Raw genomic sequence first — 13,417 nt, 5'->3', positions numbered from 1 at the left:
TCAAAGCGGCGCCGCGCTCTCGCCCTGCGAGCTCGACAGTTTCGAGGCGAGCGAGGCGATCACGATGACGACCGCGATCAAGGCGATCACCAGCGTGCAGATTGCGTTGATCTCGGGCTTCACTCCCAGCCGCACCTCCGAATAGATCCGGATCGGCAGCGTCGCCGAGCCCGGGCCGGTGGTGAAGCTCGCGATCACGAGATCGTCCAGCGACAGCGTAAAGGCGAGCATCCAGCCCGCGACGATCGCGGGCGCGATCAGCGGCAGCGTCACGGCCACGAACGCGCGCACCGGATCGCAGCCTAGATCCATCGCGGCCTCTTCCAATGAACGGTCGAGCGAACCGAGGCGGGACTGCACGACGACGGCGACGAAGCACATCGTCAGCGTGGTGTGCGCGATCGTCACCGTCCAGAAGCCGCGCTCGGCATTCAGCGCCACGAACAGCAGCAGCAGCGACAAGCCGGTGATTACCTCCGGCATGACCAGCGGCGCATAGAGCATGCCGGAGAACAGGGTGCGGCCGCGGAACCGCTCGCCGCGCGACAGGGCCACTGCGGCGAGCGTGCCGATCAGGGTCGCAATGGTCGCCGACGAAACGGCGACGCGCAGGCTCATCCAGGCCGCCTCGATCATGGCGCGATCATTGAAGAACTCGTGATACCAGCGCAGCGACCAGCCACCCCACACCGTCACCAGCCGCGAGGCGTTGAAGGAATAGATGACGAGGATCAGGATCGGCAGATAGAGGAAGGCCAGACCCAGCGAGAGCGAGGCGACGTTGAAGCGGGACAGGCGGGAGACCTTGCGCATCGTCTCACCGACCCTGTTCCAGCTGACGCTTTTGCAGCCGTTCATACAGCAGTAGCGGCACCAGCAGCACCACCAACAGCACGATGGCCGCGGCCGAGGCGACCGGCCAGTCCTTGTTGGTAAAGAATTCGAGCCACAGCGTCTGGCCGATCATCAGGGAATTGGAGCCGGCCAGGAGATCCGGAATGACGAACTCGCCGACGATGGGGATGAAGCATAGCAGCACGCCGGCGCCGACGCCGGGCAGCGACAGCGGGAAGGTGACCAGCCAGAACACCTGCCAGCGCGGCGCGCCGAGATCGGAGGCGGCCTCCTCCAGCACCGGCTCCATTTTCGCCAGCGTGGCGTAGAGCGGCAGGATCATGAACGGCAGATAGGAATAAACGATGCCGATATACATCGCGCTGTCGGTCGAGAGCCACACCACCGGCTGGCCGACCAGATGCAGCGCCAGCAGGATCTGGTTGAGCAGTCCGTCGTGCTGGAGGATGTTGATCCAGGCATAGATGCGGATCAGGAACGAAGTCCAGAACGGCACGATCACCAGCACCATCGCTACGGCCTGCCAGCGCGCCGGCAGCCGCGCCATGCCGTAGGCGATGGGATAGCCGATCAGGAGCAACAGCGCGGTCGCGGTGACGGCGACTGTGAGGCTACGCACATAGGCGAACACGTAGATGTCGTCGGAGGCGAGCAGCTTGAAATTGTCGGTCGAGAGCGCGGCAAAGGCGGCCTTCAGCGCCCCCCATCCCGCCATCAGGTCGAACACCGGCTCGTAAGGCGGCTGCGCGATCGCCGTCTGCGACAGGCTGATCTTCAGCACGAAGCCGAACGGCACCAGGAAGAACAGCACCATCCAGACATAGGGCGCTATCGCGGCAAGGCGAGCCGGTCGCGCAAAAATGCGGCGCGCGCTCATGACGGCAGCACCACGCAGTCGTCGGGCGTGAACCAGGCGACGACAGGCTGGTTCAGGCTGTAGGCATCGACGTCGAGGCGCGCGCTGTTGGCGACCGAAGCCTGCAGCATCCCGCCGGCGTCGAGCTTTACCTTGTAAGTGGTGGTGCCGCCGAGATAGCAGATGTCGGCGATCATGCCGTCCAGCTGGTTGATCGCCGTTTCATGACCGGCTTCCCTCACGGGACCACGGCGCGACAGCTTGACCTTCTCGGGGCGGATCGCGACCGATAATCTGACCTCGCCGAGCGGCTCGCGCGGCTCCGCGACCACCAGCGGTCCCGCATCGCGCGTGCCGATGACCAGACGATGACCGTCGCGCAATTTGGACTCGGCGTCGAACAGGTTGATGTCGCCGACAAACTCCGCGATCCAGCGCGAGCGTGGCGCCTCGTAGAGCTCGCGCGGGCTCGCGACCTGCGCGAGCTTGCCGTCCCTCATCACGCCGATCCGGCTCGCCATCGTCATCGCCTCTTCCTGGTCGTGGGTGACGATGATGAAGGTCATGCCGAGCCGGCGCTGCAGCTCCATCAGCTCGCCTTGGGTGCTTTCGCGCAACTTCTTGTCCAGCGCTGCGAGCGGCTCATCGAGCAGAAGGAGCTGCGGGCGTCGCGCCAGTGCGCGCGCCAACGCCACGCGCTGGCGCTGACCGCCGGAGAGCTGGTCGGGCTTGCGCTTCTCGAGCCCGTCGAGCTTCACAAGCGCAACCATCTCCGCGACACGCGTGGCAATGTCGACGCGCGCCATGCCGGCGCGCTTCAGGCCGAAGGCGATGTTGTCGCGCACCGACAGGTGCGGAAACAGCGCGTAGTTCTGGAACATCATGTTGATCGGCCGCTCATGCGGCAGCGCCTGCGCGATGTCCTTGCCGCCGAGCAGGATACGGCCTTGATCCGGCGCTTCGAAGCCGGCGAGCATGCGCAGCAGCGTGGTCTTGCCGCAGCCGCTCGGCCCGAGCAGTGCAAAGAACTCGCCGGCCTTGATGTCGAGCGACACGCCATCCACGGCACGGAACGTCCCGAACGCCTTGGCGACGCCCTCAATGCGCAGCAGCGGCTCGCCGGCCGCGAACTGCCTCTCTCCGACCGCCTCCGCAATAGCGTCTGTTCCGGGCAACTCGTCAGTCATGGTCCCTGCCAACCCCAATCCCGCCGCACGCTAGCGGCCGATCGTTCCTCACTCAACCGGTTAGAGGCGGTTCGTTCACATCGGATTCGCCATGAACGCAGCCAGCGCATCGCATCCCTCCGCCGACATCGTCAGGCCGAGCTTGGAGCGGCGCCACAGGATGTCCTCGGGAAAACGCGCCCATTCGTGGGTCACGAGATAGCGCACCTCCGCGCCGGTCAACTCGGGACCGAAGGCGGGGCCGAGATCGTCGCGGGTCTTCGCCTCGGCAAGCACAGCCGATAACCGCGAGCCATAGGCCGCGACGAGGCGTTGGGCCTGCGTCTCCGACAAAAAGCGCCAGCGGTCGCGCGCAAGATCGACCTCGGTGTCGAAACGATCCCAGGCAAAATCTCCGCCCGGCAGCGCAGCGCCAGCGGTCCAGGGCGGCGACATCGGATAGAACGGCGTCAACTTCGCCACCGCGCGCTCCGCCCGCAGGCGCGAGGTGGTGACGTCACCGCCGAACATCGTGATCAGCGGCGCCTTGCGCCGCCGCGCGTGGAACAGCGTCGTGCCGTCACGTCGGCGCGCGGACGCAAGCGTCAGGTTGACGCCGGAGACCGCGCGCACCACGTCGGTCGGGGCGACACGCTCGCGGAAATAGCGACTGGCCGCTTCGCAGAGGTAGCCGATGTCGGCCCCCGGCATCGCGACGATCGCGGGATCGCCGGTGAAATCGTGCGTGACTGTGCCGATCAGCGTGAAATCGCGTTCGACAGGGCTCGCGAAGATCAACCGGCCATCGCTGTTCTGGAAAACGTAGACGTTATCGGAATCGAACAACCGCGGGACGATGATCTGGCTCATCTGCATCGCCGCCATGGCGGGTTGCGGCTGCCGCAGCACGGTCTCGGCGACCATCGATGTCCAGCCGCCGGTGGCATTGGCCAGTGCCCGGGCCGTTATCGTGCGGCGATGGCCGCGGTCGACCACCGCGAGCCGCCATGTGTCGGTTCGGTCGGCGCGCACACAGCGCGCTCCAGTCCGAATCACGGCGCCGCGCTCGGCCGCATCCAGTGCCGTGAGCGCGACCAGTCGGGAATCGTCGACGACGCAGTCCGAATATTCGAAGGCCGTGCCGAACGGTCGCTTCAGCGCGTTGCCGACCGGATGATGCGTGATGTCGAGGACCGCCGTTGCAGGCAGGCCGCTCCGGCTGGTGAGGCTGTCGTAGAGGAACAGGCCAACGCGCAGCAGCCATGGTGGGCGCTCGTCGGAATGCGCCGGGATCACGAATCGCATCGGCCGAACCAGATGCGGCGCGATCCGAAGCCAGGTCCGCCGTTCGGCGAGCGCCCGGCGCACCCGTCGGAAGCCGCGCCGTTCCAGGACCGAGAGATCGCCATGGATCAGCCGCGGTGTTGCCGAGGACGCCGCGCCGCCCAGATCGCCCTGCTCCAACAGGATGACCCGCAGGCCGCGGCCGGCAGCATCGCGCGCGAGGCTGACACCGTTCAGGCCGCCGCCGATGATCGCAAGGTCGTAATCCGCCATGAGGCCGTCGAATGAGAGCGAAAGAAGCGCCCACCCTCACTAGCCGGTCTTGAGCGCGAGCTCCATGACTTCGGCGCGGCCGACGAGGCCGGCATATTTCCCGATCGGCAAGGGCTTGCCGAGCAGATAGCCCTGCACGCCGTCACATCCTTCCGCGGCGAGGAAGGCGAGTTGTTCGAGCGTCTCGACGCCCTCGGCAACGATCGACATGTCCAGGCCATGGCCGAGATCGATCACCGCGCGTACGATCGCCGCCGATTGCGGGTTGCGGCCGAGATTGATGATGAAGGCGCGGTCGATCTTGATCTTGTCGAACGGGAACGCCTGGAGATAGCTCAGCGAGGAATAACCGCTGCCGAAATCGTCCATGGAAATGCGCACGCCGAGCGCCTTGAGCCGGCGCAACAGCGCAAGACCACGATCAAAGTCCTCGATCAGCACGCCCTCGGTGATCTCGAGTTCCAGTCGGCCAGGTGCGAGACCCGTCTCGATCAGGATGGAATGGACGAGCCCGACCACGTCGCCGTGCATGAACTGCGCCGGCGACAGGTTGACCGCGATCTGAAGCGGCGTCGGCCAGGACGCTGCCTCGCGGCAGGCCTCGCGCAGGATCCACTCGCCCATCTCGACGATCAGGCCGCTTTCCTCCGCGATCGGAATGAATTCGGCCGGGGAGACCTGGCCGCGCACCGGATGTTGCCAGCGCGCCAGCGCCTCGAAGCCGATGATCTCGCTCTCCGCAACGCTGTGGCCCGCGGCTCCCTGCGGCTGGAAGGCGAGCGAGAGCTCGCCGTTCTTGATCGCCATCGAGAGGTCCTGGTGCAGTACGCGGCGATCGCGAATCTGCTGGTCCATCTCCGGCTGGAACAGGCTGATCGTGCCGCGCGATTTCTGCTTGGCGCGGAACAGCGCCGCGCCGGCATTGGCGAGCAGCGAGGCGGCGTCGGCGCCGTTGTGCGGGAAGATCGACATGCCGGTGGTGACACCGGCGCGGACCGGGCGGCCGTCGATCTGGAATTCCTCGGCGATGGCTTTACCGATCTGCTGCGCCAGCGCGAGACCTGCCTCCGGCTGCTTGCCGTCGATGATCAGGCCGAACTCGTCGCCGGACAGGCGCGCCACCACGCCGCCGCGCGCGGAATCCTGGAGCCGCTGGGCCACCTCGACCAGGAGCTTGTCGCCGTGCGCATGACCGAAGACGTCGTTGACCTCCTTGAGGCCGTCGAGATCGACACACAGAACCGCGAACTCTTCGCCGGTGCCCTCGCAGGCCTCGATCATCTGGGTCAAAGCCTGCAGGAAAGCGGCACGGTTCGGCAAATCTGTGAGGCCGTCGTGATAGGCCATGTGCGCCATGCGCGACTCGGTCTGCCGGCGATCGGTGACGTCCTCGTGGGTCTTGATCAGATATTGCGGCTCGCCGGTGTCGCTCAGCACGGTGGCACGGCGGGTGAGGAACAGCCGCAGCCCGTCCTTGGTGGAAATCGGGTGCTCTTCGGTGATCATCCCGCGCTTCTTGATCGCGGCTTCGTCGCGCGCGATGATCAGCTTGGCTTCCTTGGGATTGAAGATGTCGGACGCGGTCAGGCCCGTGGCTTCCTCGCGCCTGCGGTTGAGGATCGTCTCCGCGCTGCGGTTGGCGAGCAGATAGCGACCGTCCTTGACCTGCTCGACGATCAGGGCCACCGGGATGTTGTCGACCACGAGCTCCAAGAACTTCTTCGTGCTCTCCAGCTCCTGCGACAGCGAGCGGCGGTCGGTAATGTCCTCGAACACCACCAGCAGAAATTCAGGCTTGTTGCTCTCGTTGCGAACCACGATCCGGATCGAGGCTACCATGCGCTGGGTCGCGCCGCGCTCGACCTCGAATTCGTTGCGGTACTGGCCGGCGGGCGCGATGAGCGCCGCCCGATCGGTCGCCTCGATGGTGGCCGCCGAATTTGGCCCGAACAGCTCGCGCGCGTTCTTGCCGACAACCTGGTCCCGCGAAAATCCCCAGAAGCGCTCATAGGCGCTATTGGCGAAGATGTAGCGACCATCATCGATGTTCTTCGCGGCCACGCAGGCCGGCACGTGGTCCAGCAATGTTTCCAGGAACTGCTTGGTGGAGGCGAGTTGCCGAGACAGCCTGCGCTGCTCGCTGACGTCCAGATGCGTCGCCACCGAGCCGCCATTGGGCAGCACGAAATACTTCACCAGGATGGCCCGGCCGTCCGGCAGTTCGGTGATCAGGCCGTTGGTGCTTGCCGCTTTCTCGTAAAACTCCTCGTCGGAGGCGCCGCCGAGCACTCCGCGCTTGCGTCGCAGCTCAAGGATGTCATGGCCGGTCATTCCGGCCCAGATGTCCGACCGCATCAGGCCGTAGATATCGAGATAGCGGTCGTTACAGAAGATGATGCGCCGTTGCGCATCCGTCATCACCACGCCCTGGTTAAGGTTGTTCATCGCGGATGAGACGAAGGCATTGCGCCGCAGCTGCAGGCGCCTGGTCCGGCGCAGCGAGGAATGGATCCACAGCGCGACCGCGACGAGGAACGAGCAGATCACGACGCCGGCGATCAGGGCTTCCCAGATCACGTCGGGATCGAGGTGGCCGAGATAGCTCGGAGGAGTGAAGCTGTCGGAGAGGGCAAAGGCGCGCGCAGGCGCCACCGCTGCGACCAGGCACACGACGGCCTGCACCGCAATCGGAAGCGCGCTGCCCGCGTGCCAGTTCTTCTCAGCCATCAGCCACCCGCGATTTCAACGTCGGATTGTCTGGCCTCGCGGGTTTGGATCGGGTAAACGCCTGTACGCGCAACGGAAAAATGTGGCATAAAATACGGCAATTGCCCTGACATGATAAATGCTTCCTTAACGGAAAACGCCCCCGCGCCGCCGTCCCCAGGCGTGAGGCCATCGTCGCTTCGAACGGACGTCCTGCACAACCATGGATAGGGTCGACTGCGTCGTCATCGGAGCCGGCGTGATCGGGCTCGCGGTGGCTCGAAAGCTGGCGCAGGCCGGGCGCGAGGTGATCGTGCTCGAGGAAGCCGAGGCCATCGGCACCATCACCTCCTCGCGCAACAGCGAGGTGATTCATGCCGGCATCTACTACCGCGCCGGAAGCTGGATGGCGCGCATGTGCGTCGACGGCAAGCACGCGCTCTACCGTTACTGTTCCGAGCGCGGCATCCCGCACAGGAATTGCGGCAAGCTGATCGTCGCGACCAATCCGAAAGAGACCGAGAAGCTGCAATCGATCAAGGCGCATGCCGAGGCCAACGGCGTGCTCGACATGCAGCTGCTCATGGGCGATGCGGCATCTGCGCTGGAGCCGGCGCTCGCCTGCGACGCCGCGCTGCTGTCGCCGTCGACCGGCATCATCGACAGCCACGCCTACATGCTCTCGCTGCGCGGCGAAGCCGAGGACGCGGGCGCGGCCTTCGCGTTTCACACCCCGCTGATCCGTGCCAAGGCAACCGCCGGCGTGATCGAGATCGAGGCGGGCGGCGAAGCGCCGATGACGCTGCAATGCAGCCTCCTCGTCAACGCCGCCGGGCTCTCGGCGACCGCGGTGGCGCGCAACATCGAGGGCATGCCGCTGGAACGGATTCCAACGGCCTACCTCGCCAAGGGAAACTACTTCAGCTGCAATGCCAGGGCACCGTTCTCGCGCCTGATCTATCCGGTGCCAGAACCCGGTGGTCTAGGGGTGCATCTGACGCTGGACATGGCAGGGCAGGCACGTTTCGGCCCCGACGTCGAGTGGATCGAAACGATCGACTATGAGGTCGACCCGTCGCGCGCCGAACGCTTCTACCCGGCCATCCGCAAATACTGGCCGATGCTGCCTGACGGCGCGCTCATGCCGAGCTATTCGGGTATCCGCCCGAAGATCGTGCCGCCAGCGGTGGCCACGCAGGATTTCTTGATGCAAGGTCCGGGCGATCACGGCGTCGAAGGCCTGATCAATCTGTTCGGCATCGAGTCGCCGGGATTGACGTCATCGCTCGCGATCGCGGATCACGTCGCCGAGCTCGCAAACATCTAGTGTTCTAAAGCGAAGTGGATTCCGGTTGCGCGTGAAGAACCGCGCCCAGACACGAATCTAGAGCCGCGCAAATCCTTGCACGATGCGCACCTCGCAGCAGGGATGAGCGCAAAGGCTCCCATCCCTGCCAGAAAGGGTACGTTCAACTCTACGCTGTTGCAGGGGTTACTAGTGGAGCGTGTCGCCGTGCCTGAGACGCTCGATCTGGTCCTTGACCATCAACTTCCGGCGCTTCAACTCAACAATTTGCAGGTCGTCTGTTGAAAGGTGCACGAGAGCTTCGTGCAATTCGTTTTCGAGAGTTTTATGCTTCCGTTCCAATTCAACCAGATGTGCCTGAATTGTCATTCGAAACCTCCTCGGTAGGGGGGAACCTTGGATTCGACCGGACAACGAAGTGTACATCACCGATTCGTTCTGTCGATGGGTATCCGTCGTCGCACTGTCATTTTTGAAAATTCATATGTAACGAAGCGTGAGTAAGGGAACCACGCGGGATAAATCCGTGATATCAATGCGCTTGCGCAACGCCGGAGCGACCGCAGAAATATCTCGCGGGAGATCGACGCGGGACAGCCCGAGATCGCTTGCGATCACGGCGCGCAAGGACGATAGTTTCCACAGGGCATCCACAGCCTTAATCTCACGCCTATCGGTTTTTCGGCCACCGCAGACATGACCAATGAAGATGCGCGCGAACTCGAATCCGAGCTCGCCCGGTTGCACCAGGAACACCGAGATCTCGATGCGGCGATCGATGCACTGCATCAATCGCCCGCCCCCGACCTGTTGCGGTTACAGCGGTTGAAGAAACGCAAGCTGTTGTTGCGTGACCGTATCGCGTTCATCGAAGACCAGATCACGCCCGACATCATCGCCTGATCCACAGGTAGAGCTTTAGGTCGGCCCCGCCGCACCTGAATCCGCTTGACTCGAAAGGAACAAAATAAGAACATTTGAGCACCAACGCCCCGGAAAACCGTCCAAGGAAAACGCAGATGTCGGCAACCATGCTTCTCGACAACAGCCATTATGAACAGGCCTGCGATCAGGCGATCGCGATGTGCGACGGCAATCTGCGCAGCACCATCAAGGCGCTGATCATGGCCAATGAATATCTGGAGGCCGAGCTGGAGGAATTGCAGGCGGCGATTTCCGCCGGCTGCATTCCGGAGACCTCGCGCAGCAAGATGCGGAGCAAGAGCAGCGCCGCCTGAGCTGTCAACTATCGGAGCCGACCATGTCCGATGTCACCTACTACGTTGCATTACCCTTCCTCACCGACGAGGACGGATCGCCGGTCGCCGGTGCGGCCGAGGAATGCCAGAGCGTGGCGGCCGCGTTACGGCGCGCCGAGATTATGTCGCACGGCGTCGGCCACACCGGTGCGGTCGCGTTCAGCCGCAGCGGCGATCCCATGACCGGCGAATTCGGTGACGCCAAACTGCTCCGCAGCTTCGGCAACGTACCGAAAGACCTCGGCACGCTGTAATTAGCTGCTGACGAGCCTGATGCGCGGCTCGTGCCGCCGATGGGCCTTGCGCACATACATGGCAGCATCGGCCTCCTCCAGGGCGCGCGCGGCGTCGGACTGCACTCCGAGCAGGGCGACCCCGGCGGAGGCGCCCGCGCTCACGTGCTGGCCGCGAAAGACAAAGGACAATTCGTCGATGGCCTGCTCGAAGCCCGCGGCCTTCGCCTTGGCATCGGTCTCGCTGAGGTTCCAGAGCAGCAGCGCGAACTCGTCGCCGCCGAGCCGGCCGACCACATCCGAGGCGCGGATCTGCCGCGTCAGCGTGGTGGCAATCGCCTTCAGCACCTCGTCGCCAGCCGCATGGCCGAAGGAATCGTTGATCGGCTTCAGCCGATCAACGTCGAGCACGATAAGGGCGCCGCTGGCGCGGTAGCGCTTCATGTAGGCGACGGCGCGTGCGAGCTCGCGTTCGAAGCCGCGCCGGTTCGGAATTTCGAGCAGGAAGTCGGTGTCGGCGGCCGCCTCCAGCTCCGCGACCCGCCGCAGCGCCCCCTTGAGCTTGCTCCGGAGGTCGCGGATGGTCGCGTTGATGGCCGGCTTGGCGCCGTCACTGGCAGACGCTTCGCGCCGCGGCGGCCTGCTCGGACGCCGCGCTGGACTCTTGGCAGGACTCTTGGCCGGACTCTTGCCCTGACGCTTGGGAGCAACTTTGGAGCGACGGGCGCTGATTTTCGGGCCCTTTTTGGCCTTCGCAGCGCTCGCCCTTTTCGGTTTCTTCATGGGCATCCTGCTCAATGAAGGCTTGCGGGGATTCACCAAGACAGGATAGTGCATTCCCTTCTCCTTGCCACCGCCTTGCGAGCCACCGGCCGGAACCGCTAATCTGGCCTATCTTCCTGTTTTTCGAGCACAATTGACGTCATGACCGCGCCAATCGCCATCATCATGGGAAGCCAGTCGGACTGGGACACGATGCGGCATACCGCCGACACGCTTGCAGCGTTCGGCGTTGTCACCGACACCCGCATCGTTTCGGCACACCGCACCCCCGACCGGCTGTTTGCGTTCGCCAAGGGCGCCAAGGCGGCTGGTTACAAGGTCATCATCGCCGGCGCGGGTGGCGCAGCCCATCTGCCCGGCATGGCGGCTGCGCTGACGGAACTGCCCGTGTTCGGCGTTCCCATCGAATCCAGGACGCTCAAGGGCATCGATTCGCTCTATTCGATCGTCCAAATGCCCGCAGGCATCCCGGTCGGCACCCTCGCCATCGGCAAGGCCGGCGCCATCAATGCGGCGCTACTGGCGGCAGCCGTGCTGGCCTTGTCCGACCCGGCCTTGTCCGACCGCCTCGCCGCCTGGCGCAAGGCGCAGACCGAGGCCGTGGCCGAGCGCCCGGAGGACAAGGCGTGACTGACGCAAAGCAGGTGAAGCTGAAGCCCGGCGACACCATTGGCATCCTCGGCGGCGGACAATTAGGGCGGATGCTGGCGATGGCGGCAGCCCGGCTCGGCCTGCGCTGCCAGGTGTTCTCGCCCGATCCGGACTCACCGGCCTTCGACGTCGTCCTGAATGCGACCTGCGCCGAATATGCCGATGTCGAAGCGCTCGAGCTGTTCGCCAACGACGTCGACGTCATCACCTACGAATTCGAGAACGTACCGTCGGCGGCCGCGATGGTGCTGGATGCTCGCCGCCCGGTGCTGCCCAATCGCAAGATCCTCGAGACCACCCAGGACCGGCTCGCCGAGAAGGATTTCGTGACGCGGCTCGGCATCGGCACTGCAGCCTATGCCGACGTCACCTCGGTCCCGTCGTTGCGCGAGGCGATCGCCAGGATCGGCCTTCCGGCGGTGCTGAAGACCCGCCGCTTCGGCTATGACGGCAAGGGCCAAGCCATCATCCGCGAGGGCGACGACATTGCGAAAGTGTGGACCAGTCTCGCCACCAAATCGGCGATCCTGGAAGCCTTCGTGCCCTACGAACGTGAGATTTCCGTCATCGCCGCCCGCTCGGCCACAGGCCAGGTCGAGTGTTTCGACGTCACCGAAAACGAGCACCGCGACCACATCCTGAAGATCTCCCGTGCGCCCGCCCGGATCCCGGATGTGCTCGCCGAGGAAGCGCGCAGCATTGCCGGCAAGATCGCAGGCGCGCTCGATTATGTCGGCGTGCTTGCCGTCGAGATGTTCGTGCTCGCCAACGGCACCGGACCCAAGGTGCTGGTCAACGAGATCGCTCCGCGCGTGCACAATTCCGGACACTGGACGCTCGACGGTGCGTCCGTCTCGCAGTTCGAGCAGCACATCCGCGCCATTGCCGGCTGGCCTCTCGGCAAGCCCGTGCGCCACGGCGAAGTCGTCACCATGACCAATCTGATCGGCGACGAGATCAACGACTATGACAAGTGGCTGAGCGTGCCGGGCGCGACCGTGCACATCTACGGCAAGGGCGCGCCGCGTCCCGGCCGCAAGATGGGGCATGTCACCGAAGTGCGACCCACGACTGGCAAGTAACGGGACCGCGGCACATGCCGCGATCCCGCTTTGCAGCTACGCCGTCTTCGCGCCCGCGACGACGCCAGAGGGTTCGTCGCTGAGCCAGCGATAGATCACCCCGCCCAGCGCGCCGCCGATCAGAGGCGCGACCCAGAACAGCCAGAGCTGCGACAGCGCCCAGCCGCCGACGAACAGCGCGGGACCCGTGCTGCGCGCCGGGTTCACCGAGGTGTTGGTGACGGGGATGCTGACGAGATGGATCATCACCAGCGCGAGCCCGATCGCCAGCGGTGCAAAGCCCGCCGGCGCGCGACCGTGGGTGGCGCCCATGATGATGAACAGGAACATCATGGTCATCACCACCTCGGTGAGGAAGCACACCATCATGCTGTACTGGCCGGGAGAATGGGCGTCGTAGCCATTGGACGCGAAGCCCTTGCTGACGTCGAAGCCGGGAGCTCCGCTTGCGATGACGTAGAGCAGCCACGCGGCCACGATCGCGCCGGCCACCTGCGCGATCACATAAGGCAGGATCTGTCCCGCCGGAAAACGTCCGCCGGCGGCGAGACCGACGGTGACGGCCGGATTCAGATGGCAGCCTGAGATGTGGCCGATCGCATAGGCCATGGTGACCACGCTCAGCCCGAATGCCAGGGAGACACCGACCAGACCGATGCCAACCTGCGGAAAGCCGGCTGCGATCACCGCACTTCCGCAACCTGCGAATGTGAGCCAAAAGGTGCCGATAGCTTCGGCTGCGTACTTCTTCATATCCATGTGTCGTCCCCTGCTTTCAAAGATTCCGGAACAAAGCTCCGAAAACGGCCCCACCCTTGGCGTCAAATCTCCCAAATCAGGGCCGCACAGAGGTATTTCGCCTCATTTAATGGCTGAACTTGGCCCGAAAACCCGCTTGGCCGGTGGACATCCCAGGTTTTGTCTGATACATCCGCGCCCTCAAGGTTAAGGGCTTGTGCGTTT

General features: G+C 64.6%; 14 protein-coding genes. 6 read left to right on the top strand and 8 right to left on the bottom strand.

What is annotated here, in order from left to right; all coding sequences use genetic code 11:
- From ABIC03_RS18090 to ABIC03_RS18070, 5 genes are all read right to left on the bottom strand, one after another.
- The gene (locus tag ABIC03_RS18090) at window positions 1-813 is read right to left on the bottom strand and encodes an ABC transporter permease (protein ID WP_354059773.1); all 813 of its coding nucleotides are present in this window, start codon (window positions 811-813) and stop codon (window positions 1-3) included.
- Window positions 814-817: 4 nt separating this feature from the next.
- On the bottom strand, window positions 818-1,732 hold the full coding sequence (locus ABIC03_RS18085; protein ID WP_354059771.1) for an ABC transporter permease: 915 nt from the start codon (window positions 1,730-1,732) through the stop codon (window positions 818-820).
- Window positions 1,729-2,898 (bottom strand): ABC transporter ATP-binding protein, encoded by a 1,170-nt coding sequence (locus ABIC03_RS18080; protein ID WP_354059769.1) that lies wholly within the window; start codon window positions 2,896-2,898, stop codon window positions 1,729-1,731. The genes ABIC03_RS18085 and ABIC03_RS18080 overlap by 4 nt, the downstream gene beginning before the upstream one ends.
- 75 nt (window positions 2,899-2,973) lie before the next feature.
- Entirely contained in the window at window positions 2,974-4,434 is a 1,461-nt protein-coding gene (locus ABIC03_RS18075) for a glycerol-3-phosphate dehydrogenase (RefSeq protein WP_354059767.1), read from the bottom strand.
- Between the two features lie 39 nt (window positions 4,435-4,473).
- On the bottom strand, window positions 4,474-7,161 hold the full coding sequence (locus ABIC03_RS18070) for an EAL domain-containing protein (RefSeq protein WP_354059765.1): 2,688 nt from the start codon (window positions 7,159-7,161) through the stop codon (window positions 4,474-4,476).
- Between the two features lie 202 nt (window positions 7,162-7,363).
- Between ABIC03_RS18070 and ABIC03_RS18065 the strand changes: the two genes are divergently transcribed.
- Window positions 7,364-8,467: an NAD(P)/FAD-dependent oxidoreductase gene (locus ABIC03_RS18065; RefSeq protein ID WP_354059763.1), complete on the top strand. Its 1,104-nt coding sequence runs from the start codon at window positions 7,364-7,366 to the stop codon at window positions 8,465-8,467.
- 168 nt (window positions 8,468-8,635) lie between these two features.
- On the opposite strand, the gene ABIC03_RS18060 is transcribed toward ABIC03_RS18065, so the two are convergent.
- On the bottom strand, window positions 8,636-8,815 hold the full coding sequence (locus ABIC03_RS18060; RefSeq protein ID WP_007596254.1) for a YdcH family protein: 180 nt from the start codon (window positions 8,813-8,815) through the stop codon (window positions 8,636-8,638).
- Window positions 8,816-9,142: 327 nt separating this feature from the next.
- Here ABIC03_RS18060 and ABIC03_RS18055 point away from each other — a divergent pair, with 327 nt between their 5' ends.
- From ABIC03_RS18055 to ABIC03_RS18045, 3 genes are all read left to right on the top strand, one after another.
- Complete coding sequence (locus ABIC03_RS18055) at window positions 9,143-9,349, top strand: YdcH family protein (protein WP_027519980.1); 207 nt, start codon at window positions 9,143-9,145, stop codon at window positions 9,347-9,349.
- Window positions 9,350-9,465: 116 nt separating this feature from the next.
- Window positions 9,466-9,684 (top strand): hypothetical protein, encoded by a 219-nt coding sequence (locus ABIC03_RS18050; protein WP_354059760.1) that lies wholly within the window; start codon window positions 9,466-9,468, stop codon window positions 9,682-9,684.
- Between the two features lie 23 nt (window positions 9,685-9,707).
- Window positions 9,708-9,959 (top strand): hypothetical protein, encoded by a 252-nt coding sequence (locus ABIC03_RS18045; protein ID WP_275169574.1) that lies wholly within the window; start codon window positions 9,708-9,710, stop codon window positions 9,957-9,959.
- Here the strand turns inward: ABIC03_RS18045 and ABIC03_RS18040 are convergent, their stop codons facing one another.
- Window positions 9,960-10,721 (bottom strand): GGDEF domain-containing protein, encoded by a 762-nt coding sequence (locus tag ABIC03_RS18040; protein ID WP_354059758.1) that lies wholly within the window; start codon window positions 10,719-10,721, stop codon window positions 9,960-9,962.
- 141 nt (window positions 10,722-10,862) lie between these two features.
- Between ABIC03_RS18040 and purE the strand changes: the two genes are divergently transcribed.
- Together purE and ABIC03_RS18030 are read left to right on the top strand one after the other, a co-directional pair.
- A complete protein-coding gene (gene purE, locus ABIC03_RS18035) occupies window positions 10,863-11,351 on the top strand; it encodes a 5-(carboxyamino)imidazole ribonucleotide mutase (protein WP_354059756.1) in 489 nt (162 codons plus the stop codon).
- A complete protein-coding gene (locus ABIC03_RS18030) occupies window positions 11,348-12,454 on the top strand; it encodes a 5-(carboxyamino)imidazole ribonucleotide synthase (protein ID WP_354059754.1) in 1,107 nt (368 codons plus the stop codon). The genes purE and ABIC03_RS18030 overlap by 4 nt, the downstream gene beginning before the upstream one ends.
- Before the next feature lie 36 nt (window positions 12,455-12,490).
- Here the strand turns inward: ABIC03_RS18030 and aqpZ are convergent, their stop codons facing one another.
- Window positions 12,491-13,213 (bottom strand): aquaporin Z, encoded by a 723-nt coding sequence (aqpZ, locus tag ABIC03_RS18025; RefSeq protein ID WP_354059752.1) that lies wholly within the window; start codon window positions 13,211-13,213, stop codon window positions 12,491-12,493.
- Between the last annotated feature and the right edge of the window lie 204 nt (window positions 13,214-13,417).

It is taken from the genome of Bradyrhizobium sp. RT6a (genome assembly GCF_040547675.1).
Taxonomy (GTDB): domain Bacteria; phylum Pseudomonadota; class Alphaproteobacteria; order Rhizobiales; family Xanthobacteraceae; genus Bradyrhizobium.
Note: the sequence above shows the minus strand (reverse complement) of the source record. Positions and strands in the feature narration are given on the sequence as shown.